Source organism: Streptomyces sp. NPDC001222 (assembly GCF_042896945.1).
Taxonomy (GTDB): domain Bacteria; phylum Actinomycetota; class Actinomycetes; order Streptomycetales; family Streptomycetaceae; genus Streptomyces; species Streptomyces gibsoniae.
This window is the reverse complement of record NZ_JBIAXT010000012.1, coordinates 133736-160045: the sequence shown is the minus strand read 5'-3', so window position 1 is coordinate 160045 and position 26310 is coordinate 133736. Positions and strand designations below refer to the sequence as shown.

Annotated in this window: 24 protein-coding genes, 1 tRNA gene and 2 pseudogenes; 10 read left to right on the top strand and 17 right to left on the bottom strand. The window is 70.7% G+C overall.

Features of this window, described 5'->3' with window-relative positions:
• Positions 1 to 27 precede the first annotated feature (27 nt).
• Positions 28 to 109, bottom strand: a tRNA-Tyr gene (locus ACFY2Z_RS18735).
• A gap of 225 nt (positions 110 to 334) precedes the next feature.
• On the opposite strand from ACFY2Z_RS18735, the gene ACFY2Z_RS18730 reads away from it, so the two are divergent.
• Positions 335 to 823 carry a YajQ family cyclic di-GMP-binding protein gene (locus tag ACFY2Z_RS18730; RefSeq protein ID WP_311696833.1) on the top strand — a complete coding sequence of 163 codons (489 nt, stop codon included), beginning with the start codon at positions 335 to 337 and terminating at the stop codon, positions 821 to 823.
• Positions 824 to 927: 104 nt separating this feature from the next.
• On the opposite strand, the gene ACFY2Z_RS18725 is transcribed toward ACFY2Z_RS18730, so the two are convergent.
• Positions 928 to 1194 carry a GlsB/YeaQ/YmgE family stress response membrane protein gene (locus ACFY2Z_RS18725; RefSeq protein WP_355908416.1) on the bottom strand — a complete coding sequence of 89 codons (267 nt, stop codon included), beginning with the start codon at positions 1192 to 1194 and terminating at the stop codon, positions 928 to 930.
• Between the two features lie 182 nt (positions 1195 to 1376).
• Here ACFY2Z_RS18725 and ACFY2Z_RS18720 point away from each other — a divergent pair.
• A pseudogene (locus tag ACFY2Z_RS18720) lies at positions 1377 to 1648 on the top strand (amino acid permease); the annotation flags it as partial.
• A gap of 213 nt (positions 1649 to 1861) precedes the next feature.
• On the opposite strand, the gene ACFY2Z_RS18715 reads toward ACFY2Z_RS18720, so the two are convergent.
• Entirely contained in the window at positions 1862 to 2428 is a 567-nt protein-coding gene (locus tag ACFY2Z_RS18715) for an SMI1/KNR4 family protein (protein WP_390745239.1), read from the bottom strand.
• A 286-nt stretch (positions 2429 to 2714) separates the two neighbouring features.
• On the opposite strand from ACFY2Z_RS18715, the gene ACFY2Z_RS18710 reads away from it, so the two are divergent.
• From ACFY2Z_RS18710 to ACFY2Z_RS18700, 3 genes are all read left to right on the top strand, one after another.
• Entirely contained in the window at positions 2715 to 3116 is a 402-nt protein-coding gene (locus ACFY2Z_RS18710) for a YccF domain-containing protein (RefSeq protein ID WP_390745238.1), read from the top strand.
• A 318-nt stretch (positions 3117 to 3434) separates the two neighbouring features.
• Positions 3435 to 4715, top strand: coding sequence for an FAD-dependent oxidoreductase (locus ACFY2Z_RS18705; protein ID WP_390745237.1), 1281 nt, complete (start codon positions 3435 to 3437; stop codon positions 4713 to 4715).
• A gap of 423 nt (positions 4716 to 5138) precedes the next feature.
• Positions 5139 to 6416, top strand: coding sequence for an APC family permease (locus tag ACFY2Z_RS18700; protein WP_390745236.1), 1278 nt, complete (start codon positions 5139 to 5141; stop codon positions 6414 to 6416).
• Between the two features lie 200 nt (positions 6417 to 6616).
• Here ACFY2Z_RS18700 and ACFY2Z_RS18695 read toward each other — a convergent pair whose 3' ends face one another.
• The 13 genes and pseudogenes from ACFY2Z_RS18695 to ACFY2Z_RS18635 form a co-directional block, all read right to left on the bottom strand.
• Positions 6617 to 6922, bottom strand: coding sequence for a PadR family transcriptional regulator (locus tag ACFY2Z_RS18695; protein WP_311696839.1), 306 nt, complete (start codon positions 6920 to 6922; stop codon positions 6617 to 6619).
• Positions 6923 to 7326: 404 nt separating this feature from the next.
• Positions 7327 to 7437, bottom strand: a pseudogene (locus ACFY2Z_RS18690) (hypothetical protein); the annotation flags it as partial.
• A gap of 4 nt (positions 7438 to 7441) precedes the next feature.
• Positions 7442 to 8305 carry a zinc metalloprotease HtpX gene (gene htpX, locus ACFY2Z_RS18685; protein ID WP_390745235.1) on the bottom strand — a complete coding sequence of 288 codons (864 nt, stop codon included), beginning with the start codon at positions 8303 to 8305 and terminating at the stop codon, positions 7442 to 7444.
• 208 nt (positions 8306 to 8513) lie between these two features.
• The gene (locus ACFY2Z_RS18680; protein WP_390745234.1) at positions 8514 to 10013 is read right to left on the bottom strand and encodes an NADH-quinone oxidoreductase subunit N; all 1500 of its coding nucleotides are present in this window, start codon (positions 10011 to 10013) and stop codon (positions 8514 to 8516) included.
• Positions 10010 to 11584 carry a NuoM family protein gene (locus ACFY2Z_RS18675; RefSeq protein ID WP_390745233.1) on the bottom strand — a complete coding sequence of 525 codons (1575 nt, stop codon included), beginning with the start codon at positions 11582 to 11584 and terminating at the stop codon, positions 10010 to 10012. Before ACFY2Z_RS18675 ends, ACFY2Z_RS18680 begins: the two co-directional genes overlap by 4 nt.
• Positions 11585 to 11590: 6 nt before the next feature.
• Complete coding sequence (locus ACFY2Z_RS18670; RefSeq protein ID WP_390745232.1) at positions 11591 to 13582, bottom strand: NADH-quinone oxidoreductase subunit L; 1992 nt, start codon at positions 13580 to 13582, stop codon at positions 11591 to 11593.
• The gene (gene nuoK, locus ACFY2Z_RS18665) at positions 13579 to 13944 is read right to left on the bottom strand and encodes an NADH-quinone oxidoreductase subunit NuoK (protein WP_390745231.1); all 366 of its coding nucleotides are present in this window, start codon (positions 13942 to 13944) and stop codon (positions 13579 to 13581) included. The genes ACFY2Z_RS18670 and nuoK overlap by 4 nt, the downstream gene beginning before the upstream one ends.
• Positions 13944 to 14576, bottom strand: a complete 633-nt coding sequence (locus tag ACFY2Z_RS18660; RefSeq protein ID WP_390745230.1) for an NADH-quinone oxidoreductase subunit J — start codon at positions 14574 to 14576, stop codon at positions 13944 to 13946. Before ACFY2Z_RS18660 ends, nuoK begins: the two co-directional genes overlap by 1 nt.
• Positions 14573 to 15088 carry a 4Fe-4S binding protein gene (locus ACFY2Z_RS18655; RefSeq protein WP_390745281.1) on the bottom strand — a complete coding sequence of 172 codons (516 nt, stop codon included), beginning with the start codon at positions 15086 to 15088 and terminating at the stop codon, positions 14573 to 14575. Before ACFY2Z_RS18655 ends, ACFY2Z_RS18660 begins: the two co-directional genes overlap by 4 nt.
• Before the next feature lie 113 nt (positions 15089 to 15201).
• On the bottom strand, positions 15202 to 16170 hold the full coding sequence (locus ACFY2Z_RS18650; protein ID WP_390745229.1) for an NADH-quinone oxidoreductase subunit H: 969 nt from the start codon (positions 16168 to 16170) through the stop codon (positions 15202 to 15204).
• Positions 16167 to 17639 carry an NADH-quinone oxidoreductase subunit C gene (locus ACFY2Z_RS18645; protein WP_390745228.1) on the bottom strand — a complete coding sequence of 491 codons (1473 nt, stop codon included), beginning with the start codon at positions 17637 to 17639 and terminating at the stop codon, positions 16167 to 16169. Before ACFY2Z_RS18645 ends, ACFY2Z_RS18650 begins: the two co-directional genes overlap by 4 nt.
• A complete protein-coding gene (locus ACFY2Z_RS18640) occupies positions 17636 to 18292 on the bottom strand; it encodes an NADH-quinone oxidoreductase subunit B (RefSeq protein WP_390745227.1) in 657 nt (218 codons plus the stop codon). Before ACFY2Z_RS18640 ends, ACFY2Z_RS18645 begins: the two co-directional genes overlap by 4 nt.
• A complete protein-coding gene (locus tag ACFY2Z_RS18635; RefSeq protein ID WP_390745280.1) occupies positions 18283 to 18705 on the bottom strand; it encodes an NADH-quinone oxidoreductase subunit A in 423 nt (140 codons plus the stop codon). The genes ACFY2Z_RS18640 and ACFY2Z_RS18635 overlap by 10 nt, the downstream gene beginning before the upstream one ends.
• Positions 18706 to 19086: 381 nt before the next feature.
• Between ACFY2Z_RS18635 and ACFY2Z_RS18630 the strand changes: the two genes are divergently transcribed.
• From ACFY2Z_RS18630 to ACFY2Z_RS18620, 3 genes are all read left to right on the top strand, one after another.
• A complete protein-coding gene (locus ACFY2Z_RS18630) occupies positions 19087 to 20280 on the top strand; it encodes a sensor histidine kinase (protein WP_390745226.1) in 1194 nt (397 codons plus the stop codon).
• Between the two features lie 256 nt (positions 20281 to 20536).
• Positions 20537 to 21889, top strand: coding sequence for a sensor histidine kinase (locus ACFY2Z_RS18625; RefSeq protein WP_390745225.1), 1353 nt, complete (start codon positions 20537 to 20539; stop codon positions 21887 to 21889).
• 434 nt (positions 21890 to 22323) lie between these two features.
• Positions 22324 to 22983 (top strand): LuxR C-terminal-related transcriptional regulator, encoded by a 660-nt coding sequence (locus ACFY2Z_RS18620; RefSeq protein ID WP_390745279.1) that lies wholly within the window; start codon positions 22324 to 22326, stop codon positions 22981 to 22983.
• An 82-nt stretch (positions 22984 to 23065) separates the two neighbouring features.
• On the opposite strand, the gene ACFY2Z_RS18615 is transcribed toward ACFY2Z_RS18620, so the two are convergent.
• On the bottom strand, positions 23066 to 23200 hold the full coding sequence (locus tag ACFY2Z_RS18615; protein WP_390745224.1) for a hypothetical protein: 135 nt from the start codon (positions 23198 to 23200) through the stop codon (positions 23066 to 23068).
• A gap of 95 nt (positions 23201 to 23295) precedes the next feature.
• Between ACFY2Z_RS18615 and ACFY2Z_RS18610 the strand changes: the two genes are divergently transcribed.
• Together ACFY2Z_RS18610 and ACFY2Z_RS18605 are read left to right on the top strand one after the other, a co-directional pair.
• On the top strand, positions 23296 to 25224 hold the full coding sequence (locus tag ACFY2Z_RS18610; protein WP_390745223.1) for a 2-oxoacid:acceptor oxidoreductase subunit alpha: 1929 nt from the start codon (positions 23296 to 23298) through the stop codon (positions 25222 to 25224).
• Positions 25217 to 26296, top strand: a complete 1080-nt coding sequence (locus tag ACFY2Z_RS18605) for a 2-oxoacid:ferredoxin oxidoreductase subunit beta (RefSeq protein ID WP_390745222.1) — start codon at positions 25217 to 25219, stop codon at positions 26294 to 26296. Before ACFY2Z_RS18610 ends, ACFY2Z_RS18605 begins: the two co-directional genes overlap by 8 nt.
• The last annotated feature ends 14 nt before the right edge of the window (positions 26297 to 26310 follow it).

Sequence of the window (26310 nt, the reverse complement as noted above, 5' to 3'; positions counted from 1 at the left end):
CTGGTCAGGGGCCGATTCCCACTAGCGTGGCGGCGCCAGGATTCGAACCTGGGAAGGCTGAGCCGGCAGATTTACAGTCTGCTCCCTTTGGCCGCTCGGGCACACCGCCGGGGATTGCCGCCCTGGAGCCGCTTTTCTGCGGTGCTCCCTGGCAACGACGTAAACGATACCCGATACGCAGGGGTGCTTCGCCACCCCATAGATCGGCACCCTGAGCGGGACGGGATGACTAGGCTTAAGCGGATGCGGCCCGGGGTTGAAGCCGGGCCAGGCGGACGCGCTCCCGCACGCCGACACGCACCCCGATCCATCCCGATGCAAGGAGCCACAGGACATGGCCGACTCCAGTTTCGACATCGTCTCGAAGGTCGAGCGGCAGGAGGTCGACAACGCCCTCAACCAGGCCGCCAAGGAGATCTCGCAGCGCTACGACTTCAAGAACGTCGGCGCCTCGATCGCCTGGTCCGGCGACAAGATCCTGATGCAGGCCAACTCCGAGGACCGGGTGAAGGCCATCCTCGACGTCTTCGAGTCGAAGCTGATCAAGCGCGGGATCTCCCTGAAGTCTCTGGACGCCGGTGAGCCGCAGCTCTCCGGCAAGGAGTACAAGATCTTCGCGTCGATCGAGGAGGGCATCTCCCAGGAGAACGCGAAGAAGGTGGCGAAGATCATCCGCGACGAGGGCCCGAAGGGCGTCAAGGCGCAGGTGCAGGGCGACGAGCTGCGCGTCAGCTCCAAGAGCCGCGACGACCTGCAGGCTGTGATCGCCCTGCTGAAGGGCCAGGACTTCGACTTCGCTCTGCAGTTCGTGAACTACCGATAGGCCTTTGCCGCCTGTCGTTCGACACGAGGAAGGGTGGGCGCCCCGTGCCGGGGTGCCCACCCTTCTCCGCTGCCGGCGGCGGCTTCAGGGGGTTACAGCGCCGTTCAGCGCCGTGAGTCGCCGAACAGGAGGCGGTAGACGATCAGCAGCACCAGGGAGCCGCCGATCGCAGCCGCCCAGGTCGGGCCGTCGTAGAAGTGCTTGGTGATCGGGTGGTGGAGCCAGCGGGCCGAGATCCAGCCGCCGATGAACGCTCCCGCGACACCGATGAGGGTCGTGCCGATGAAGCCGCCGGGGTCCTTGCCCGGCAGCAGGAACTTCGCGATGGCGCCTGCCAACAGCCCCAGAATGATCCAGCCGACGATGCTCATGGCCTGAACCTGCCTCTCCACGCTGTGCCTGTGCTGCTGTGCTCATGCTCCGGCCGGGCCGTGTCCATGCGCTGACGTCGCCGTCCGATGCTGCTGGTCGCACGGTTTCCTGCGGTCGTGCCTGCCATCGGGGAGGACGCCCCCAGGTCATCGGCGGTTGCGGCTCGGGGGGGCGCGGCCCCCTGGCCCGGTCGGGGGCACGACAGCCCGGTGAGGTGGGGTTGCGCCGGACTCCCGGGCTCGGTGACGCCATCGTCGTCGGCCTGGGAGCGATGATCGGGGCCGGGATCTTCGCCGCTCTCGCCCCGGCGGCGCGCGCGGCCGGGTCCGGGCTGCTGCTCGGACTGGCGGCCGCGGCCGTGGTCGCCCACTGCAACCCGACGTCCTCGGCACGGCTGGCCGCCCTGTGTCCCAGCCTCGGGCGGCACCTGTGTGTGCGGGCGGGATCGGTTGCATCACCTTGGCGTTCGCGCTGCCCGCCGTGTCGGTGGGTGTGGCGCGGGGGTGCTGGTGCTGGGCGTGGTGGCGTACGGAGGACGGCGGTGGGGTGCCGCGCGGTAGCCATCAGGCGTCGGAGAGGACGGACCGGCAAGTGACGGGAGCCCCCGGCCGTAACGGGACCCCTCGGCAGTGGCGGAGCCACCGGCGTGGGTGCGGGAGTACCCGGTCATGGCAGCCGCGTGGCGCCCTTGCGTATCGCGAAGTCCGGCCATGGAGCCGGGTCCGCGCCGTCGTGGGACTCCTCGTACCAGCCCGTGCCGGCGAGCCACGTCTGGAGCCACTCCGCGAGGGCGGGTGAGTCCACGTACCAGGCGTGGTCGGCCTCGTCGGCGTTCGGCTCGTAGAGCAGGACCGTGCCCTGCGGGGTGCGGCAGTCCACGCAGGCGTACATTCCGCAGCCCCAGTGGGATATCGGCAGGACACCCTCGGGCCAGGGCCAGTCGGGGTCCTTGCGGCCGCTCTCGCGGTTGGCGAGGTACTGCTGGACGGCGGCCGGCTCGCTGGAGGGAGGGTTGTCGAGCAGGGGCAACAGACCGTATCCGGGGCCGAATCCGCCGTCCCCCATCCGCAGGTACAGCTCCGCGAGGAGCGGCGGCAGGGAGAAGCCCAGGGCTTCCCCGGCGCGGGCTAGCGACTCCTTCCCCACGGGCCCGGGCAGCGAAGACCAGCCCCGTGGGAGGGTGTTGCGGGCCTGGTCCGCCACCCTGTCCAGCAACTGCTCGATCTCGGTCATAGGTTCATGATGCGGGGCACCACTGACAATCGGCCGGCCTGTGGAAAACCCCTCCCACCACTGCGCGGCGACGTTCGCGGCCGGCGCCGCCCTGCGCTCGACCGTCGTGCTGCCGAAGGGCCACAAGGCGTAGACACCGTTACGAAGGGCGGCGATGCCGAACGGGATCGTCTCCGTGCGTTCCTGATCGCGCTACAAGGCCGTTGCGGTTCCACCCGAACGCCTGACCAGCTGATACTTGTCTTGGCAGGCAGTGCCGGCGGAGCGACCTGGAGGGGTGCCGATCATGAAGCTGATCAACCTGCTGCTGAACATCCTTTGGCTGTTCCTGTGTGGCATCTGGATGGCGCTGGGCTACCTGATCGCGGCGCTGATCTGCTTCATCCTCATCGTCACCATCCCGTTCGGCGTTGCGTCGCTGCGTATCGCCGGCTTTGTCCTGTGGCCGTTCGGCCGCACCACGGTGGAACGGCCGGACGCCGGGACACCGTCGTTCATCGGCAACGTGATCTGGGTGGTCTTCGCGGGTTGGTGGCTGGCCCTGGGGCACCTGGTCACGAGCATCCCGCTCTTCTTGTCGATCATCGGCATCCCCTTCGGCTGGGCGAACCTCAAGCTCATCCCGATCTCACTCATGCCGCTTGGACGTGAGGTAGTGCCGTCGGATCAGGGATTTGCCGGGCGCTGATCTCTCAACAGTGACTGCATTACCGGCTGAGCCCCCTTTCTTCCCAGGGAGGGGGCTTCGACTCGTCGCGGGAGGGGGCTTCGACTCTTCGCGGGAGGGGGCTTCGACGTTCCTGGCTCCGCCCGCTCCGGCCCGGCCGCGTCCGTGGGGCGCATTCCAATCCTTTGGGCAAGGTATGTCGATATCGTCGCCCGATACCAGCCGATAAGTCACACTGGCTGCGGAGGGGGGACCGGTGCGGCAGCGGTGCGCCGAGATGCCGGTCCGAGGGTTCGCGCTGCCTTGGGGGAGGCGGTGCGGCGATCAGTGGGGGGATGCATGACGCAGTCGCTTCCGGGGCAACGCCCTGCCCACGAGCAGGCGTACACCGGGCGCGCGGGACTGCCGGTCGTCGTGGTCGGCGCCGGCCCGTATGGACTGTCGGTGGCTGCACACCTTCGGGCGGCCGGGATGTCCGTCCGCATCTTCGGTGAGGTGATGGGCAGTTGGCGGCACGCCATGGCGACCGGCATGTTCTTGAAATCCACTCCGGCCGCCACCGATCTGTCCGCGCCTGAGCCGGGCGGGCGCCTGGCGGACTTCCGCCGTGTGCACGGTGAGCCGGAACTGACCGAGTTGACGCCGATCCCATGCGATGTCTTCGTGCGTTACGGGATGTGGTTTCAGAAGCGCTACGTCGGCGAGGTGGACCCGGCCCAGGTCGTGGCCGTCGACCAGGCCCCGTCAGGCCCGGGTTTCCACGTCCGGCTGAACGACGGGCAGGAGATCCCTGCCGCTGCGGTCGTGGTGGCCACTGGTCTGAACGGCCTCGCCCACATCCCGGAGGAACTGCGACTGCTCGCCCCCGCAGGGCCGGGCGTAGGTGCCCTGGTGTCACACACCAGCCACCACACGGACCTGTCGCCGTACGCCGGTCAGCGCGTTGCCGTCATCGGCGGTGGTCAGTCCGCGCTGGAAAGCGCCGCGCTGCTGCACGAGGCCGGCGCCGAGGTGCAGGTGCTGGTCCGGGAGTCGCGTGTCCTGTGGGGGGTGAAACCGGACCTGGTCCGCCCCTGGACGCAGCGCGTGGCCAGGCCCGCCTCGCCCCTGGGCACGGGCTGGGCCCTGGCCGCGGTGTGCACGGCTCCGGGAGGAGTGCGAAGGCTTCCCGCGTCCGCCCGCATGCTGCTGTTCCGCCGTGCTTTGGGGCCATCCGGAGGATGGTGGCTGCGGGACCGGGTCGAGGGCATCGTTCCGGTACGCACGTCAAGCCGCGTCACCCGAGCCGAGGCGACCGAGTCCCGCGTGCGCCTGGAAGTCGATGGACCCGGCGGGTCCGAGACGCTTACTGTCGATCACGTGCTCGCGGCCACCGGATACCGGCTCGACCTGGACGCGGTGCCGTTTCTGTCGTCCGAGGCGCGTGGAGCCCTGGCCTGTGTGCCGGGTTCGAAGGCGCCCCACCTGTCCGCTTCGTTCGAGTCGTCGGTCCCCGGCTTGTACTTCACCGGTTCCCTCGCCGCCCCGATGTTCGGCCCGATGATGCGGTTCGTGGCAGGGACGGAATTCGCCGCGACGCGCATTGCCCGGCACGCGTCACAAGTCTCTGCACTCCACTGAAGAAGCCTGGACTCACGTCGTCTGCGCCTAGGGGCGTGTTTCGAACCAGCGTCCTCCGCCCGAAGGGCGGGGCCCGCGGCGTCCGGTGCGGCGCATCGCAAGGCGGAGGGTCGTCCGCGTACTGAGCGTACGCGGACGACCCTGCCACACCGCACTCGGCGGCCACCCACCGATCAGCCGCGTAAACAACGCTCCAGGCCAATACACCTAGCCGCACCGCAAGATCGGCCACCCTCTGGAAGCCGCGGGCGTACTCACCTCCGGAGGGCTGGTGGTGAACGGCTGTGCCTGCCACACCCGAAAGTGACCGACCCAGGCAGTGGGCCGTCGGCCAGGCCTGCCAAGCCGTAGCACCCATATCGTGTTCCGATATCGGCAACCGTAGGATGGCGTGGAGTTCCGATCATCCTCAGGGAGCGCGTGATGAGCAGACCGTCCGGGGCGGCCGCCGTCCCCGATGAGCTGGAGCGGCGGCTGGGTGTGCCGGATGCCGTGGTGATCGGGCTGGGATCGATGATCGGGGCGGGGATCTTCGCCGCGCTCGCTCCCGCCGCACACGCGGCCGGCTCCGGGCTTCTGATCAGTCTCGGGGTGGCCGCCGTGGTGGCGTACTGCAATGCGACGTCCTCGGCACGGCTCGCGGCCCGCTACCCGGCCTCCGGCGGTACCTACGTCTACGGCCGCGAACGACTCGGGGAATTCTGGGGCTACCTCGCGGGCTGGGCCTTCGTGGTGGGCAAGACCGCCTCCTGCGCGGCGATGGCACTCACCGTGGGAGCGTACGTCTGGCCCGGCCAGGCGCACGCGGTGGCGGTCGCGGCCGTCGTGGCGCTGACCGCGGTGAACTACGCCGGAGTGCAGAAGGCGGCATGGCTGACCCGCGTGATCGTCGCCGTGGTGCTGGCCGTGCTGGCCGCGGTGGTCGTCGCCGCCCTCACGTCCTCCGCGGCGGACGCGACACGGCTGGACGTCGGTACGGACGCCTCCTTCAGCGGCGTGCTCCAGGCCGGTGGCCTGCTGTTCTTCGCGTTCGCCGGATACGCGCGCATCGCCACCCTGGGCGAGGAGGTACGCGACCCCGCCCGGACCATCCCCCGGGCCATTCCACTGGCACTGGGTATCACGCTGGTCGTGTACGCGGTGGTGGCCGTCTCCGCTCTGGCGGTGCTGGGTCCGCAGCGGCTGGCCGACGCCACCGCACCGCTGTCCGACGCCGTGCGGGCTGCGGGGGTGGGCCGGCTGGCGCCTGTCGTACGGGTCGGGGCGGCGGTGGCCGCGCTCGGATCCCTGCTCGCACTGATCCTCGGGGTCTCGCGCACGACGCTGGCCATGGCCCGCGACCGGCACCTTCCGCGCGTCCTGTCCGCCGTCCACCCCCGCTTCAAGGTGCCCCACCGCGCGGAGCTCCTGGTCGGCGCGGTCGTCGCGGCGCTGGCGGCGACGACGGACGTCCGCGGCGCGATCGGCTTCTCGTCCTTCGGAGTGCTGGTCTACTACGCCGTCGCCAACGCCTCGGCCTGGACGCTGACGCCGCAGGAGAACCGGCCGCCACGCGTCGTCCCCTCCGTCGGCCTGGCCGGCTGCCTGCTGCTGGCCTTCACCCTGCCCGAGACGTCCGTGGTCTGGGGAGCGGCAGTACTCGCGCTCGGGGCTGCCGCGTACGGGGTGCGCCACGCGGTGACCGCGCGCCGCACCCCTTAGACCGAGTGCACCGCACGCAGGAGCAGCACACCAAGCGCGCCTCGAGGCCTCGCCGTACGGCAAGACGGCGCGTCGTCTGGCGGGGAGCCAACACCTCGCCGCCGGCCGGGTCGACTCCAGGGGCGGGTGGGACGAAGCTTCGGCCGGCAGGTTCACCGACCGGTGCCCACCAAGGCCGCGAGGCCTCCGCCTACCCGCCTTCAGACGGCGTCGCTGCCCAGGACTTCGCGAGCCAGTTCGGCCAGTGCCTTGCGGTCCTCGGCCAGCGCCGTGCGGCCGGCCTCCGTGGCCGTGTAGACGCGCCGGGCACGGCCGTCGACGACGCGCTGTTCGGAGACCAGCAAACCGTCGGCCTCCAACCGGTGCAGCGTCGGGTACAGCGTGCCGGGACTGATCTGGTAACCGTGGTGCGCCAGTTCCTCCGTCATCCACGCGCCGTGGATCTCCCCTTCGGCGGCGTGATGCAGGATGTGCAGCCGCACTGCTCCGCGCTGGAACTCACGCATCGTCCACCCCTCCACGCCCCACCACCCAGCAGTGACGAGACCGATATCGGCCCTCGATTTTACGTGCCTCGGGAGGGGCAGGCTGCAAGCGGGCGAGTGGTCGCCGCCAGCTGAACGGGTCGGGCCGCCAGCACCACGTCGGCGAGGGGGCAGCCGGGCCCGGCGTCACCGCACACTCGTCCGATCCTGGCCGAGGGAGCCAAGTCGGCCCTGACCGATCGCATCGCGGACCTTGATCGGCAGATCGAGGGGAATGAACGCTTCGATCACGACCGTCGTCTGGGACCGGGTGAACGCTGCTCTCGCGGACGTGGAGCGCGTCCCCCTTCCGGAGCCTGAGCTCCTGCCCCCGATGGTCATCGAAGGACGCGTCGACCCGAGCGTGATGCTGCACCCAGAAGGACGATCCCGAACGGAATCCCGATGATCGTGAGGCACAGCAGCACTCCCGCCGGCAGGCAGACAGCCGAGGAACGCCGGAAGCCGCTCAGCACGAGCCGTATGACGTTCAGGATGGTCTTACCGGTGGCGGCCTGCCATCTGTTCGAGCCGGGAGATGCGCTCCGCCATCGGCGGGTGCGTGGAGAACATCTTGGAGAGTCCCTCGCCCGGACGGAAGGGGTTGGCGATCATCATGTGGCTCGCGGTCTCGATGCGCGGCTCGGGCGGCAGCGGGAGCTGCCTGGTGCCCGCCTCGAGCTTGCGCAGGGCGCTCGCGAGCGCGAGGGGGTCGCCGGTCAGCTGTGCGCCGGAGGCGTCCGCCTGGTACTCCCTGGAGCGGCTGATGGCCAGCTGGATGAGGGTCGCGGCGAGCGGACCCAGGATCATGATCAGGAGCAGGCCGAGGAGGCCTGGGCCCTCGTCGTCGTCCGAGCGGCCGAACGGGATCAGCCAGGCGAAGTTCACCAGGAACATGATCACGGAAGCGAGCGCTCCGGCAACCGAGGAGATCAGGATGTCGCGGTTGTAGACATGGCTCAGCTCGTGCCCGATGACACCGCGCAGTTCACGCTCGTCGAGGATGCGCAGGATGCCTTCGGTGCAACACACGGCCGCGTTGCGCGGATTGCGGCCCGTCGCGAACGCGTTCGGCGCCTCCGTCGGCGAGATGTAGAGCCGCGGCATGGGCTGACGCGCCTGGTTGGACAGGTCACGGACCATGCGGTACAGCGCCGGGGCCTCGAATTCGCTCACCGGGCGCGCACGCATCGCGCGTAGAGCCATTTTGTCGCTGTTCCAGTACGCGTACGCATTGGTGCCGATCGCTACGAGAACCGCGACGATCAGACCCGTACGCCCGAAGAAGCTGCCGATGACGATGATGAGTGCGGACAGTCCCCCGAGGAGTACTGCGGTCCTGAGCCCGTTGTGCCGGCGGTGCACGGTACGCCCTCCAAGTGGTGCGGCAGGGGAACCCTTTGTCTGCGGATGCTGCTGACTCCACTTCTCAGTGGACCCTCCCGCACTGGTCAACGCCAGGCGGGGACAGCAAGTTCCCTTGTGCCGGTACCGGGGCGCGTAGGCCGTCCGGGTGAGGCGGCCGCACGCGCGCGTGGCGGCTCTCGGGTGCCCGCGCGGTGAGGGGCGTCGGTCAGAACAGGGCGGCGGCCGAGAAGCGGAGCACCAGCTGCGGCGCTCCGGACAGGGCGATGCCCAGGACGGCGGTCAGGGCGATGGCGGCCGTGAGCGGGCCCGGGACGCGGTGCTTCTCGGGCTCTCCCTCAGGGGCCCGGAAGAGCAGGGCGGTCCACTGGAGGTAGTAGAAGAGGGCGATCACCACGTTGACGGCCATGACCACGGCGAGCCAGCCGAGCCCGGCGTCGACGGCCGCGGAGAACACCGTGACCTTCGCGAAGAGGCCGATGATGCCCGGCGGGAGACCGGCCAGGCAGAGCAGGAAGAACGCCAGCAGCAAGGCCGCGAGCGGGTGGGACGCGTACAGACCGCGGTAGTCGCTGATCCGGTTCAGGGTTTTCGCCCGTCCCACGAGCGCGGCCACGGCGAAGGCACCGAGGTTCACCGCCCCGTACGTCAGCGCGTACGCCACGGTGGAACCGATCGACTTCTGGGCGTCCTTGGAGTAGGCGGCCGCGGCGATCGGCACCAGGAGGTAGCCCGCCTGACCGACCGAGGACCAGGCGAGCAGGCGTACGGCGCTGTACGCGCGCGTGGCCTGCTGCCGCAGGGCGCCGACGTTGCCGACGGTCATGGTCAGGGCCGCCAGCGCGGCGAGGGCCGGGCCCCAGACGTCGGCGTACGACGGGAGGGCCACGACGGTGACGAGGATCAGGCCGGAGAAGCCGACCGCCTTGCCGACGACGGACAGGTAGGCGGCGACCGGGAGGGGCGCGCCCACATAGGTGTCGGGCACCCAGAAGTGGAACGGCACCGCGGCCGTCTTGAAGGCGAAGCCGACGAGGGTGAGGACGACGCCCGCCTGCGCGAGGGTGTGCAGCTGGCCGTCCACGTGCTGGATCCGGTCGGCGATCCGGACGAGGTACAGGCTGCCCGTGGACGCGTACACGAAGCTGATGCCCATGAGGCTCACCGCGGTCGCGGTGACGGACGACAGGAAGAACTTCAGGGCCGCTTCGGAGGACCTCTTGTCGCCGTACCGGATGCCGACGAGGGCGAACGCCGGGAGGGACGCGACCTCCAGGGCGACGATGAGGGTCGCCAGGTCGCGGGAGGCGGGCAGCAGGGCGGCTCCGGCGGCGGAGGAGAGCAGCAGGAACCAGAACTCCCCTTCGGGGACCGTCTTCCGGGCGTCCTTCAGGGTGGTGACGGACAACAGGGCCGCGAGGAGGGCACCGAGGAGGACCAGGAGCTGGATGACGAGGGTGAAACGGTCCGCCGTGTAGCTGCACAGGTGCGGATCGCCCGTCAGGCAGAAGGTGGCGCGGTCGCCGTCCAGGAGGGGCAGCAGCATGACCGTCGCGACGGCGAGCCCCGCGATGGAGACCCAGCCGAGCAGGGCCTTTCTCCGCTCGTCGAGGAAGAGGTCGGCGACCAGGACGACCAGTCCGACGACCGCCGCGATGGTGGGCGGCGCGATCGCCAACCAGTCGACGGACTGGACGAGGGAGCTCATCGGGTGCCTCCTGCGAGGAGCTGCTGCACGGCCGGGTCGGTCAGACCGAGGAGGGCCCTGGGCCACAGGCCGGCGACGACGGTGAGGACGACGAGCGGCGTCCAGGCCGCGAATTCGTAGGTGCGGACGTCGGCGAGGCTCGGGGCCTCCTGCGGTACGGCGCCCATGCACACCCGCCGTACCACGATGAGCATGTACGCGGCGGTGAGCAGGGTGCCGAACGCGGCGATCGCCATGAAGGTGAGGAAGGCCGGGCGGCTGAGGTCGGCGGCGGGCTTGAAGGCGCCGAACATGGCCAGCATCTCCCCCCAGAATCCGGCCAGTCCCGGCAGACCGAGGGAGGCGACGGCGGCGAAGGCGACCAGCCCGCCGAGGCGGGGTGCCTTGCCGTAGAGGCCGGCGCCGGTCTCCTCGGCCAGGGTGTCGAGGTCGGTGGTACCGGTGCGGTCCTTCAGCCCGCCGACAAGGAAGAAGAGCAGGCCGGTGATGAGGCCGTGGGCGATGTTGGCGAACAGCGCGCCGTTCACTCCGGTCGGGGTGGTCGTCGCGATGCCGAGCAGTACGAAGCCCATGTGGCCGACGGAGGAATAGGCGATGAGCCGCTTGAGGTCGCCTTTCGCGCCCCGTTTGGCGAGGGCGAGGCAGGCCAGGGATCCGTAGATGATCCCGACGACGGCGAAGGCGGCGAGGTAGGGCGCGAAGGTGTGGAATCCCTCCGGCGCGACCGGCAGGAGGATGCGCACGAACCCGTACGTGCCCATCTTCAGCAGCACGCCGGCCAGCAGGACCGAGCCGACGGTGGGGGCCGCGGTGTGGGCGTCGGGCAGCCAGCTGTGCAGCGGCCACATCGGCGTCTTGACCGCGAGCCCGATCCCGATCGCCAGAACGGCGATGACCTGAACGGATGTGGTGAGTGACCGGCCGTTGTCAGTGGCGAGTGCCACCATGTCGAACGTGCCTGCCTTGAGTCCGATCAGAAGCAGGCCGAGCAGCATGACGACGGAGCCGAGCAGCGTGAAGAGGATGAATCGCCACGCGGCCTGGGTCCGCCCCTCACCGCCCCAGCGGGCGATGAGGAAGTACATCGGGATGAGGACCATCTCGAACGCGAGGAAGAACAGCAGCAGGTCGAGGACGGCGAACGTGGCGAGGGTGCCGGACTCGAGGACGAGCAGCAGAGCGACGAACGCCTTCGGGGAGGGCCCCGTGGGCGGCTTGAAGTACGAGTAGAGCGCGCAGAGGAAGGTCAGCAGCGCGGTCAGGACCAGAAGGGGGAGGGAGATGCCGTCGATGCCGAGGTGGATCCGCACATCAAGTGCGGGGATCCAACTGATGTCGGTCGTGGCCTGCATCTTCGACGGGTGGCCGTGGTCGAAGCCGAGCGCGAGGACGATCGCGGCGACGAGGACGGCACCGGTGACGGTGACCCCGTGCCGCAGCACGGCCTGCTCGGGTGACTTCCCCGTCAGCCCGGGCGGGGCCGGCAGGAGAGCGGCGAGCGCGCCGATGAGCGGCACGCCGACGATGAATGCCAGAAGGTACTGCATCACGGGCTCGCTGATATCGATCACGTCTGCTCACACTCCCGTGGCGACGAGGAGGGCGGCCACCGCCAGGAGGACGGTGCCGGCGAGCAGCGCGCTCACATAGGTCTGCACATTGCCGGTCTGGGCGCGCCGTACGGCGGCCCCCAGCAGGCGGGGCAGGGCGCCCGCGCCACGTACGTAGGTTTCGACGACCTCGCGGTCCAGGAACCTTACGAGGCTCGCCCCGGCCCTGACGGGCCGGACGAAGAGCGCGTCGTACACGGCGTCCAGGTGGAAGCCGACGGCCGCGTGACGGTGCAGCGGGCCGAGCAGCAGACGGCCCGGGTCCGCCGGGTCCGGCGCGTAGGCGACGTCCCCGTACACGGGTGTGTGGCTGGCGATGGCCTCGGCCTCGACGAGTCCGGCGTCTGCCTCGGGGTGAGCCGCGACCGCACCCAGCGGGACACGGGCCGCGAGGGCGGTGGTGTGCCGCCAGGCTCCGTAGGTCATGAGTCCGCCGACCAGGGCGAGGCCCGTGCCGAGGACGGACGTGGTGAGCGCCGGCGTGAGGGAGCGGCCGTCGAACCAGCCGGGCAGCACGCCGTAGGCGAGACCGAACGCGAGCGACGGGACGCAGAGCACCCACAGCATCGCGTTCATGGTGAGGGGCTGCTTGCCGTGGTCAGGGGCCTCGGGTCCGTGGCCGCGGAAGGCGAGCAGCCACAGGCGGGTCGCGTAGGCGGCGGTGAGCAGAGCGGTGACCAGGCCGGTGACGAGGACGATCCACCCCGCGGCGCCGGGTGCGTGCGCGGTGTGGCCGGTGGCGACATGCTCGGCGGCGCCGAGGACGGACTCCTTGGAGAAGAAGCCCGCGAAGGGCGGGATCGCGGCGAGCGACAGCAGCGCCACGGTCATCGTCCAGTAGGCGTCGGGCACGCGGGCCCGCAGGTCCTTCATACGGGACATGGCGGCCAGCGAGTTGGTCCCGGCGGCGTGGATGATCACGCCGGCGGCGAGGAACAGCAGCGCCTTGAAGGCGCCGTGCGACAGGAGGTGGAAGACGGCGGCACCGCGGTCGCCGACGGCGAGGGCGCCGGTCATGTAGCCGAGCTGGCCGATCGTCGAGTAGGCGAGGACGCGCTTGATGTCGTCCTGGGCGAGCGCGGCGAGCGCCGATCCGGCCATCGTCACGGCGGCCATCACGGCGAGGACCACCATCGCGGCCGAGGAGGCCTCGAAGACCGGGAGGAGACGGGCGATGAAGTAGACACCGGCGGCGACCATGGTCGCGGCGTGGATCAGCGCGGAGACGGGGGTGGGGCCCGCCATCGCGTCGGGGAGCCAGGTGTGGAGCGGGAACTGCGCCGACTTGCCCGCCACACCGGCCAGAAGCAGCAGGGCGACCAGGGTGGGGTGGTGCAGTCCGCCGCTCGCCACGGTGCCGAGGACCCCGGTGATGCGGAAGGAGCCGGCGTCGGTGCCGAGGGCGAACAGCCCGATGAGGAAGGGGACGTCGCCGAGCTTGGTGACCAGGAAGGCCTTGATGGAGGCGGCGCGGGCTTCCGGAGTCTCCCAGTAGTGGCCGACCAGGAAGTAGGAGCAGATGCCCATGACTTCCCAGCCGACCAGCAGCACGATCAGGTCGCCCGAGTAGACGACCAGGAGCATCGCGGAGGTGAACAGGGAGACGAGAGCGGCGTACGAGGGGTAGCGCGGGTCGTCGCGCAGATAGCCCGTCGAGTAGATCTGCACACAGGTGGCGACGACGCCCACCAGGACGGCGACGAGGGCGGCGAAGCCGTCGACGTGCAGGGCGAGTTCGATCGGGACCGAGCCCGTGGGCGTGAGTTCGGTGGCCGAGTCGATCGCCGTGCCGCCGCCCTGACGCGCGGCGACCAGCACGGCAGCCACGAGCGACGCGAGCGTGGGCAGGACGGCGAGGGGACGGACGAAGCCGGGGGCCGTGCGGCCGAGCAGCAGGCCGGCCGCGGCGCCCAGGAACGGAAGGAGGGGAACGAGGACGGCGAGGGTGGTCGTGGTCACGCGGTGGCCTCAGCCTTCTCAGCCGCCGGGGTGTCGAGGTCGTGCCCCTCGGCGGTGTCGCGGAGCCGGTCGATGTCCGAGGTGCCGCGGTTGCGGTAGACGGCGAGGACGATCGCCAGGCCGATGCCGATCTCGGCGGCCGCGATGGCGATGGTGAACAGGGTCAGGGCCTGGCCGGAGTGCAGCGTCTCGCGGGCGGTCCTGCTCAGCCAGACGTCGAAGGCGACGAGGTTGAGGTTGACGGCGTTGAGCATCAGCTCGACCGACATCAGGACGAGGATCGCGTTGCGGCGGGCGAGGACGCCGTACAGGCCGGTGGAGAAGAGGAGAGCGGAGAGCGCGGCGGGATAGACGAGGTGCATCAGCGGGCGCCTTCCTTCTCGCTCCGGCTGCCCGGGACGACCGGGGCGCTCGCGGTGGTGGCCGCCGCGTCCGCCTTGGCCTTGCGGGACAGGACGATCGCGCCGACCAGGGCGGCGAGGAGGAGGACGGAGAGCGCCTCGAAGGGGAGGACCCAGTTCTGGAAGAGGCTCGCGCCCGTGACCTTCGTGGAGCCGGAGGCGGCGCCGCCGAGATCCATCCAGGTCGCACGGAAGGCGTCGACGACCACCCACACCAGCGCGGCCGCCGCGGCGAGGGCCACCGCGAGGGCGGCCCGGCGATTGCCGGAGTCGGCGTCCGGGGAGCGGCCGATGGGTGCCTTGGTGAGCATCAGACCGAACAGAAGGAGGACGACGACGGAACCGACGTAGATGAGGACCTGCACCCAGGCGATGAACTCGGCGGTGAGCAGGAGGTACTCGATGGCGAGCCCGCCGAGGGTCGCCACGAGCCACAGTGCGGCGTGCACCAGCTGCCGGGTGGTGACGGTGACCAGCGCGGCGCCGAAGGTGACGACGCCGACGAGGAGGAAGGCGACCTCCACTCCGGTCGGGGAGAGGAAGCCGTGCGTGGGGGCGGCCGCGACGGCCGCCGTCGCGAAGGCGAGACTCACGACGCTCCTTCCTGCGGACGGGCGGACTCGGCCGACTCGGCGGCCTGGGCCGCGGCCAGCTTCTCGGCGGCCTTGAGAGCGGCCGCGACCTCCTTGGGCTCCTCGGCGCCGGGGTCGAGGGCGGGCGGGGCCGGCACGGTCCACATCCACTCGCGGAGCTTGTCGCGCTCGTGGGTGAGTTCGCGGATGTCGGTCTCGGCGTACTCGAACTCCGGGGACCAGAACAGGGCGTCGAAGGGGCAGACCTCGATGCAGATACCGCAGTACATGCAGAGGGAGAAGTCGATGGCGAAACGGTCGAGGACGTTGCGGCTGCGCTCACGGCCGCCGGGGGCGGCGGGCGGGACCGTCTCCTTGTGGGAGTCGATGTAGATGCACCAGTCCGGGCACTCGCGGGCGCACAGCATGCAGACGGTGCAGTTCTCCTCGAACAGGCCGATGACGCCGCGGCTGCGGGGCGGGAGGGACGGCTGGGACTCCGGGTACTGCTCGGTGACGGATTTCCTCGTCATCGTGCGCAGGGTGACGGCCAGCCCCTTGGCGAGGCCGGAACCGGGGATCGACAGGCGGGGCCGCCCGGAGGGCGTCCTCGAGGCGTGGTGGTCGGGCGACGGGCGGGACATGGTTAGGAGATCACCACCTTGACGATGCCGGTGAGGGCGATCTGGGCGAGGGAGAGAGGGACGAGAAGGGTCCAGGAGAGCTTCTGGAGCTGGTCCTCGCGCAGGCGGGGGTAGGTGACGCGAAGCCAGATGACCACGAAGGCGAGGATCGCGGTCTTCAGAAGGGTCCACAGCCAGCCGAGGCCGTCGGCACCCCAGGGGCCGTGCCAGCCGCCCAGGAAGAGAACCGTGGTCAGGCCGCACAGGACGACGATCCCGGCGTACTCGGCGAGAAGGAACAGAGCGAAACGGAGGCCGGTGTACTCGGTGTACGCACCGAAGATGATCTCCGAGTCGGCGACAGGCATGTCGAACGGCGGGCGCTGCAGCTCGGCGAGGCCGGCGACGAAGAAGACCAGCGCGCCGATGATCTGCCAGGGCAGCCACCACCACTCGAAGGCGTTGACGATGCCGGGGAGCGAGACCGTGCCCGCCGCCATGGCCACCGAGGCGGCGGCGAGCAGCATGGGGAGTTCGTAGGCGAGGAGCTGGGCGGCGGTACGGAGACCGCCGAGGAGGGAGAACTTGTTCGCGGAGGCCCAGCCGGCCATCAGGGAGCCGAGCACGCCGACGCCCATGACGGCCAGGACGAAGAAGATGCCCGCGTCGATGACCTGGCCGACCGCGCCCTGGCCCGGGCCGATCGGGATGGCCAGGAGCACGAGGAGGTAGGGCAGCAGGGCGACGACGGGGGCGAGCTGGAAGATGCGGCGGTCGGCGCCCGCCGGGACCACGTCCTCCTTCTGGGCGAACTTCACGCCGTCGGCGACGAGCTGGGCCCAGCCGTGGAATCCGCCGGCGTACATCGGACCCAGACGGCCCTGCATATGGGCCATGACCTTGTGTTCGGTCTGGCCGACGATCAGGGGGAACGTGAGGAAGACGACGAACACGACGACGAGTCGCAGGGCGACGTCGAGAGCGCCGTTCACTGCGTGCCTCCGGAGGAATCGTCGTGGGTGGTCTCGTCGGGAGTGGTGTCGTCCGGGGCGGGCGGCTCGGGGGGCTGCCGGTCGCCGGGGCGGGGCTTGCCGGGGCCGGTGTCCTCGGGGCGGGGTTCGCCTGAGCCGGGCTCGGCGGGCCGGGGGCCGCCCGGGCGGTCCCTGCCGGGGGCGGTGTCGCCGGGGCGGGTGCCACCGTCGGTCGCGTCGGGCTCGGCGGCGGCCGCGGTCCCGGTCTCCGTCTCGGTCGCCGGAGGCTCGGCGCCGGCCGACGGCTCAGCGCCGGCCGACGGCTTCGAGGGCTGTTCGGGGGCGGTTGGCCCGGGCTCGTCGAAGGCCGGGCGGGCGTGGTGCCACGGGGCGTCCGCGCTGCGCGAGGCGGCGGACGGCTTGCGGTCCGCGCCCGCCGCCGCGGTGTCCGCGCGCTGTGAGGCCGAGCCCTCCGAGGCGCTGCGAGACCGGCGGGGGCCGGACGGAGGACCGGCAGGAGCAGCAGGCTGCTCGACACCCTCGGTGCTCTCGGTGCTCTCAGCAGCGCGTTGCGAGGCCGACCCCTGCGACGCGCTCCGCGTACGACGGGGACCGGCCGGGGCGGCCGTCGCCCCGGTGTCGCCCTCGGTGCGCTGCGAGGCGGAGCCCTCCGAGGCGCTCCGGGCGCGGCGCGGACCCGACGGAGCCGCAGCTTCCGTGCCCGGCTCCGCCCCGCGCTGCGAGGCCGAACCCTCCGACACGGAGCGAGCGCGGCGCGGCGCAGGTGCGGCCTCCGCGGATTCGACGCCTGCCGGGGCCTGGCTGGCCGAGTCCTCCGCTGTCGTACGGGCGCGGCGGACCGGGCGCTCGCCCGCGGCACGGCCGGCGGCGGCTCGGGCCGGACGGGCGGGAGCCGGAGGCAGCTGCCCCTTGAGAGGGCCCCACTCGTTCGGGTCGGGGACGCCCGGGGGCAGCATCTGACGGCGCTTGGGACCGCCGTGGTCGGACTCCCCCGGTTCCTTGGCACCGGGCCAGGCCTTGGCGACCCGGGCCGCCAGGACGAAGTCCTTGCGCAGGGGGTGGCCCTCGAAGCCCTCGGGCAGAAGCAGGTGGTCCAGCGCCGGGTGGCCCTCGAAGGCGACGCCGAACATTTCGTGGGTCTCGCGTTCGTGCCAGGCGGCGCCCGCGTAGACCGCCACGGCGGAGGGCAGGACAGGGGCCTCGTGCGCGACCGTGGTCCGTACGAGGAGACGGCGGACCGGGGACAGGGCCACCACATGCGCCGAGACGCGCAGACCGGTGCCCGGTTCGTCGACGGCGCTCAGCCAGTCGAAATAGGTGCACCCCAGCTCGTCGCGTGCGACCCGCAGCGCCGCGATCCAGCCCGCGGACGGCACGTCGACCGTCAGGACCTCGTACGACTCCTCGGCCGTGGCCTCCGGGCCGAAGAGGTCCTCGACGGGTACGGGCAGCCAGCCGACGGCGGTCATCGCGCCACCCCGGAGGCCGGGTCTGCACCGGGGCCCGAGTCCGTGTCCGGAACAGCCGACGGCGGCTGGACCAGCCCGCTCTGCAGGGCGGCGGCGGACGGTCGCGAAGAGCCGTACCGCTCCCCCAGCGACTCGCGCGCGATCTTCTCCTGAAGCTTGAGGATGCCCTGGAGCAACGCCTCGGGGCGCGGCGGGCAACCGGGGACGTACACATCCACCGGGATGATCTGGTCGACGCCCTTCGTGACCGAGTACGAGTCCCAATAGGGGCCGCCGCAGTTGGAGCAGGCCCCGAAGGAGATGACGTACTTCGGCTCGGGCATCTGCTCGTACAGGCGCTTGACCGCCGGGGCCATCTTGTCCGTGACCGTGCCGGAGACCACCATCAGGTCGGCCTGGCGCGGCCCCGGCGCGAACGGGATCACCCCGAGGCGGATGAAGTCGTGCCGGGCCATCGACGCGGCGATGAACTCGATGGCACAGCAGGCGAGGCCGAAGTTGAAGACCCACAGCGAGTAACGGCGGCCCCAGTTCAACACCACCTTCATCGGCTCGGGAGCGAGGCGCGCCAGCGCGCCGAGCCGCTTCGGCTCGGGCAGCAGCACGGGCTCCGGGACCGGGGAAGCAGAGGTGGCCGAGGGGTTCACGTCCATGCCAGGACGCCCTTCTTGTATGCGTACAGCAGGCCTACGGTCAGGAAGCCGAGGAAGATGAACATCTCCACGAGCGTCGCCGCGCCGTAGCCGGGGGCGGCGAAGACCGTCGCCCAGGGGAACAGGAAGATCGAGTCGATCGCGAAGATCACGTACAGGAAGGCATAGACGTAATAGCGGACCTGGGTGTGGGCCCAGCCCTCGCCGACGGGGTCCACGCCGCACTCGTACGTCAGGAGCTTTTCCGGGGTGGGCACGACGGGACGCAGCAGGCGGCCCGCGCCGAAGGCGACGGCGACGAAGAACACGCCGATGACGACGAGCAGCCCGACGACGGAGTAGGAGTGGAAGTAGCCCGCCGCGATGACGTTCCCCGTGTTCGCGGCGTTCTTCGCGCTCCCCGTCTCCGCCATGACAGCGACGGCGGTCGGATCCGGCACGTCAGCCCCTCGCTCCCTGACCTCGTGACCGTGGTGAACGTTGTGTTCGACGATCTGTACGCACGGGAGTCTAGGCCCTGCTAAAGAGAGGGTGAGCAGCCCGTCACACCTCGAGACGGGCCGGTCCTCCCCCGCGCGCTCCGGTCACGTACCCATCGTGCAACCGCGCGCACGCCTCGCGGGACCCCGAAAGCACACCCGGCGCCCTCGAGAACGGGCGCACCGTCTCCGTAGGCGTGCCTCGCCGCCCCCGGAAGGTGGGGTTTCCCCCACCGGATCGCGGCGGCCCGCCTCATGGTGTCGCGGCGGGCGGCACGGCAGGCTGAGAGACATGACCGAACGAGGCCGGCAGATATGACCGAACGCATGACCCAGAGCGCCCGGGACCACGACGAGCACCCGCCGCCCGCGCGTCTCGCCCTGGACGGGCACACCTGGCGGGAGATCGCGTATCTGCTCGCGAACCTGCCGATGTCGCTGGTGGGGTTCGTCTACGCCGTGACGGTGCTGTCCACGGGTGCGGGACTGACGGTGACCGTGATCGGTCTCCCGTTGCTGGCGGCCGGGCTCGCGGGCGCGCGGCAGATCGGCAGGCTGGAGCGGGCGCGGGCCAGGGTGCTGCTCGGGATGCGCGTGGACGAGCCGACACCGCTGCGCCTGCTCAGAAGCCGCGGGCTGTTCCAACGGCTGTGGATGGCGCTGAAGGATCCCGTGGGCTGGCGGACGATGCTGTACGGCTTCATCCGGCTGCCCTGGGGGATTCTGACCTTCACGGTGACCCTCGTGTCGCTGTTCGTGCTGTGGCCGGTTCTGCCGTTCCTGGCGCGCGGGCTGGCGAACGTGGACCGGGCGATGGCACGGGTCCTGCTGTCCCCCTCCGACGAGCTGGAGCGGCGCATCGCCGAGCTGGAGTCCGACCGCGGGGTGGTCGTGGACACGGCGGCGGCCGACCTGCGGCGCATCGAGCGCGATCTGCACGACGGGGCGCAGGCGCGGCTGGTGAACCTGGCGATGGGGCTCGGACTGGCCAAGGAGAAGCTGCTGGAGGACCCGGACGCGGCGGCGGCGATGGTCGACGAGGCGCACGGCGAGGTGAAGCTGGCGCTGCAGGAGCTGAGGGACCTCGCGCGGGGCATCCATCCGGCGGTGCTGACCGACCGGGGCCTGGACGCGGCGCTGTCGGCGGTCGCCACCCGCTGCACGGTGCCGGTCAAGGTGACCGTTGACCTGAGCCGGAGACCGGCCGCGGCGATCGAGGGCATCGCCTACTTCACGGTCTCCGAGCTGCTGCAGAACGTCAGCAAGCACAGCGCGGCGAAGTCGGCCTCCGTCGATGTCTGGCGCTCGGAGGAACGGCTGCTCATCCAGGTCCGGGACGACGGTCGCGGCGGCGCCCGCCTCGACGGCGGCACCGGCATGGCGGGGCTGGCGGAGCGCCTTGACGCGGTCGACGGCCTGTTCGTCGTCGACTCCCCGGTGGGCGGCCCGACGACGGTCACGGCGGAACTGCCGTGGCGGGACCGGGAGGACAGGGCGCCCGGGCGGTAGGCAGTACGCGGAGCTGCGGGGCAGGGAGCGGTCGTGCGCGGAGGCGCGGGGCCGCTTCTGCGTATGTGGGCTCGCCTCAGCTCGCCCCGAGGTCGTGCGCGCCCGTCGTAGGGGGTGGGGAAAACCCCCGTTCCAAGAGGCCGACGCGCTCCATGGCCGGGCGGGCGGGGGACCGGGAGGGTAGAGGTACGAACCCGGAGAGGCCCGCACAGCCCGAGCGCACCGGGGTGGACGACGAGGAGAACGGAAGACACCGATGGCCACGTACTACGGGCAGGGGTACGGAGAGTGGGACGACCCTGGATCACCCGGCGCCGGAAGGCGGCCGCACCGGCTTCCGGTCGTGCTGCGGGCGCCGTTCGAGGGGCGCAGCTGGCGTGAGTTCTGCCATCTGCTGCTGAACCTGCCCCTCGGGATCCTGATGTTCAGCTACAGCGTCACGATGCTCTCGCTCGGCGCCGGCCTGCTGGTGACGTTCCTGGGGATACCGGTGCTCGCGGCGACCCTCGCGGGATGCCGGGGCTTCGGGGCGCTGGAGCGGGCGCGGGCCCGGGGGCTGCTGGGGCTCGAGGTGGCCGAGCCGGAGCCCGTGGTGGTCAAGCGGCGGGGGCCGATGGCCTGGATCGGGGCGATGCTCCGGAGCGGGGTGTCGTGGCGGCACATGCTGTACACGGTGCTGCTGTTCCCGTGGGCGGTCTTCTCGTTCGTCGTGGGGGTCACTTTCTGGACGTGTGGATGGGGGCTGGTCACGTATCCCCTGTGGTTCTGGGTGTTCCCCATGTACGGCGGTCAGGGCGGCATTCAGCTCTACGGCGACGAGACCCACAGCGTCTACCTCGACAACCCGTTCGAGATCACGGTGACCGCGCTGGTGGGCCTGTTGATCACGCTGGCCACACCGTGGATCGTCCGGGGGCTGACGACCGTGGACCGGCTGCTGGTGCGGGGACTCCTCGGGCCGTCGCGGCTGGCCACCCGCGTGGTCGAGCTGGAGTCGGACCGGGGAGTGGTGGTCGACACGGCGGCGGCGGACCTCCAGCGCATCGAGCGGGACCTGCACGACGGGGCGCAGGCGCGGCTGGTGGCGCTGGCCATGGATCTGGGGCTGGCCAAGGAGAAGCTGGCCCAGGACCCTCAGGCGGCGGCGCGGATGGTGGACGAGGCGCACGGAGAGGTGAAGACGGCGCTGCAGGAGCTGCGGGACCTGGCACGCGGGATCCATCCGGCGGTGCTGACGGACCGGGGACTGGATGCGGCGCTGTCGGCGGTGGCCTCGCGGTGCACCGTGCCGGTGCGGGTGGAGGTGGACCTGCCGTCGCGGCCGGCCCCGGCGATCGAGGGGATCGCCTACTTCACCGTGTCGGAGCTGCTGCAGAACGTCAGCAAGCACAGCGGGGCGAAGTCGGCCTCCGTCGATGTGTGGCGGGCGGAGCAGCGGTTGCTGCTCCAGGTGGCCGATGACGGGGTGGGGGGCGCGGACGCCTCCAGCGGGTCGGGGCTGGCCGGGCTGTCGGAGCGGCTGGACGCGGTGGACGGGGTGCTGGTGGTCAATTCGCCGCCCGGGGGGCCGACCCGAGTCACCGCCGAACTGCCATGGCGATCGTCCTGACCGACCACACCTCACCGGCCAGAGCGCCTGCCCCCTCGAACACCTCGGCACCCCACACCCGAAGACACCCGACGCACGCCACCTGACGGAACCCCCACCCCATGCCCCACCCCCGCCGCACCCCTCCCCGCTTCCCTGACCCACCGCTCCGTCACCCCGTGCTCGCCACCCTGGCCCGCCACCGGCCGCATTCCCGCCCGCCCCGAAGCCCCGGGCCCACCGGCCCGACCCGCCCCACCACCCCTTCCACAGCACGAAATCGCCCCCCAACACGGCCGCGCGAGGCTTATCCACAGGCCCGATGTGGAAGTGTGGATCGCGCGATACTGAGGTGCCGAAGGGGGCTGGGCGTCGGGCGTCCAGGACACCGCCGGACGCGCAGACGCACGGCCGAAGACGAAGGGCACGGGGGGCCGAGGATCGTGGAGGACAGGGTGCGGGTGGTCATCGCCGAGGATTCAGTGCTGCTCAGGGAGGGCCTGACCCGGCTGCTGACCGATCGCGGGCATGAGGTCGTCGCCGGTGTCGGTGACGGGGTCGCGTTGATCAAGACCATCACCGAGTTGGCGGACCGGGGCGAGCTGCCCGACGTGGTCGTGGCCGACGTCCGGATGCCGCCCACGCACACGGACGAGGGTGTCCGGGCCGCAGTGCAGCTGCGCAAGGCGCACCCCGGCCTCGGTGTGCTGGTGCTGTCGCAGTACGTGGAGGAGCGGTACGCCACCGAACTGCTGGCCGACTCCAGCCGCGGTGTGGGCTATCTGCTCAAGGACCGGGTCGCCGAGGTGCGCGAGTTCGTGGACGCCGTGGTGCGGGTGGCCGAGGGGGGTACGGCGCTGGACCCGGAGGTGGTCGCACAGCTGCTCGGGCGCAGCCGCAAGCAGGACGTGCTCGCCGCGCTCACTCCGCGTGAGCGGGAGGTCCTCGGACTGATGGCCGAGGGACGCACGAACTCCGCGATCGCCCGGCAGCTGGTCGTGAGCGACGGGGCTGTGGAGAAGCACGTCAGCAACATCTTCCTGAAGCTCGGCCTGGCGCAGAGCGACGGGGATCACCGGCGTGTTCTGGCCGTGCTCACCTACCTCAACTCCTGATCGACCGACACTGTGTCAGGCGGCGGGACGCTCAGGCGCGCACCCGACGGCCTGTCGGGCCGGGCCGGACACCGGCACGGCCTCACGTCAGCACCCCGAAGTACCAGCACCGAATGATGAACAGGGAGCGTCGTCGAAAGCAGCGCCGGGAGGCGGAGAGAACATGGCACACCAGGTCGTCGGACTGCCCCTCGATCGCGTCCATCGTGCGAGACACCGAGGGAAGGCGACCCTTACCGACGTAGGGTTGATTTCGGGTAGGCCGACGGGACGGCCGCACCCCGACAGCTGCCTCGAAGGAGGTCCAGTTCAGTGACCAGCCAGGTCAGCAGGACAGCGGAGCAGGCCGACGGAGCCGTCGTAGGAGAACAGCGCAAACCGGCGAGCGCGAAGGACGTGCGCAAGCTCGACCGGGTGATCATCCGGTTCGCGGGCGACTCCGGTGACGGAATGCAGCTCACGGGCGACCGTTTCACCTCCGAGACGGCGTCCTTCGGCAACGACCTGTCCACCCTGCCGAACTTCCCGGCCGAGATCCGCGCCCCTGCCGGCACCCTGCCGGGTGTCTCGTCCTTCCAGCTGCACTTCGCCGACCACGACATCCTCACCCCCGGCGACGCGCCGAACGTACTGGTGGCCATGAACCCGGCCGCCCTGAAGGCCAACGTCGGCGATCTGCCCCGCGGCGCGGAGATCATCGTCAACACGGACGAGTTCACCAAGCGGGCGATGCAGAAGGTCGGCTACGCCGCCAGTCCGCTGGAGGACGGCACGCTGGACGGCTACAGCGTCCACCCGGTGCCCCTCACGACGCTCACCGTCGAGGCGCTCAAGGAGTTCGACCTCAGCCGTAAGGAGGCCGAGCGCAGCAAGAACATGTTCGCGCTGGGCCTGCTGTCGTGGATGTACCACCGGCCGACCGAGGGCACCGAGAAGTTCCTGCGCGCGAAGTTCGCGAAGAAGCCGGACATCGCGGCCGCCAACATCGCCGCCTTCCGCGCCGGCTGGAACTTCGGCGAGACGACGGAGGACTTCGCGATCTCGTACGAGGTGGCGCCGGCCGCCAAGGCCTTCCCGGTGGGCACGTACCGCAACATCTCCGGGAACCTGGCCCTGTCCTACGGCCTGATCACCGCCTCCCGCCAGGCGGATCTGCCACTGTTCCTGGGTTCCTACCCGATCACCCCGGCCTCGGACATCCTGCACGAGCTGTCCAAGCACAAGAACTTCGGTGTGCGGACCTTCCAGGCCGAGGACGAGATCGCCGGCATCGGTGCCGCGCTGGGCGCGTCGTTCGGCGGTTCACTCGCGGTCACCACGACCTCCGGCCCCGGTGTGGCCCTCAAGAGCGAGACCATCGGACTCGCGGTCTCCCTCGAGCTGCCGCTGCTGGTCGTGGACATCCAGCGTGGCGGGCCGTCCACCGGCCTGCCGACCAAGACCGAGCAGGCCGACCTGCTCCAGGCGATGTACGGGCGCAACGGCGAGGCGCCGGTTCCGGTGATCGCCCCGCGCACCCCGGCCGACTGTTTCGAGGCGGCCCTGGAGGCGGCCCGGATCGCGCTCACCTACCGCACGCCCGTGTTCCTGCTGTCCGACGGCTATCTGGCGAACGGCTCCGAGCCCTGGCGGATCCCCGAGGTGGACGAGCTGCCGGACCTCCGGGTGCAGTTCGCCCAGGGCCCGAACCACACGCTGGACGACGGCACCGAGGTGTTCTGGCCCTACAAGCGCGACCCTCAGACCCTCGCCCGCCCATGGGCCATCCCGGGCACGCCGGGCCTGGAGCACCGCATCGGCGGCATCGAGAAGCAGGACGGCACGGGCAACATCTCCTACGACCCGGCCAACCACGACTTGATGGTGCGCACGCGTCAGGCGAAGGTCGACGGAATCGTGGTACCCGACGTGGAGGTCGACGACCCGCACGAGGCGGAGACCCTGGTTCTCGGGTGGGGGTCGACGTACGGCCCGATCACCGCGGCGGTACGGCGGCTGCGCACGGCGGGCGAGTCGATCGCCCAGGCCCATCTGCGGCACCTCAACCCGTTCCCGCGGAATCTCGGCCCGGTTCTGAAGCGTTACGACAAGGTGGTGATCCCCGAGATGAACCTCGGTCAGCTCGCCACGCTCGTCCGGGCGAAGTACCTGATGGACGCCCGCTCGTACAACCAGGTGAACGGTATGCCGTTCAAGGCCGAGCAGCTCGCCGCGGCTCTCAAGGAGGCCATCGATGGCTGAGACGACCACGGAAGGCACGGACACGATCGAGGCGCTTTCCCTCGTCCCGAAGGCCGTGGCCAGGCAGTCCATGAAGGACTTCAAGTCCGACCAGGAAGTGCGCTGGTGCCCCGGCTGCGGCGACTACGCGATCCTCGCCGCCGTCCAGGGCTTCATGCCGGAACTGGGCCTGGCCAGGGAGAACATCGTCTTCGTCTCCGGCATCGGGTGTTCGTCGCGCTTCCCGTACTACATGAACACGTACGGCATGCACTCCATCCACGGCCGTGCTCCCGCGATCGCGACCGGGCTCGCCTCCTCGCGTCGCGATCTGTCGGTCTGGGTGGTCACGGGTGACGGCGACGCGCTGTCCATCGGCGGCAACCACCTCATCCACGCCCTGCGCCGCAACGTCAACCTGAAGATCCTGCTGTTCAACAACCGGATCTACGGGCTGACCAAGGGCCAGTACTCGCCCACCTCCGAGGTCGGCAAGATCACCAAGTCGACGCCGATGGGCTCGCTGGACGCGCCCTTCAACCCGGTGTCGCTGGCGATCGGGGCCGAGGCGTCCTTCGTGGCCCGTACGGTCGACTCCGACCGCAAGCACCTGACCGAGGTGTTGCGCCGGGCCGCCGCCCACCCGGGCACCGCGCTGGTGGAGATCTACCAGAACTGCAACATCTTCAACGACGGCGCCTTCGACGCCCTCAAGGACAAGCAGACGGCGGAGGAGACCGTGATCCGGCTGGAGCACGGGCAGCCGATCCGGTTCGGGGCGGAGGGTTCGCGCGGTGTCGTCCGGGACATGCGCACGGGCGATCTGAAGATCGTCCCGGTCACCGCGGAGAACGAGGCGGAGGTCCTGGTCCACGACGCCCACGCCGCCTCGCCCACGACGGCGTTCGCGCTGTCCCGGCTGGCCGATCCGGAGACCCTGCACAACACCCCCATCGGCGTCTTCCGCTCCGTGGAGCGGCCCGTCTACGACATGCAGATGTCCGACCAGCTCGACACCGCCATCGAGCAGAACGGCAAGGGCGACCTGGCCGCGCTCCTGGCGGGCGGGGACACCTGGACGGTCGTCGGCTAGCAGAGCCGGCAGAG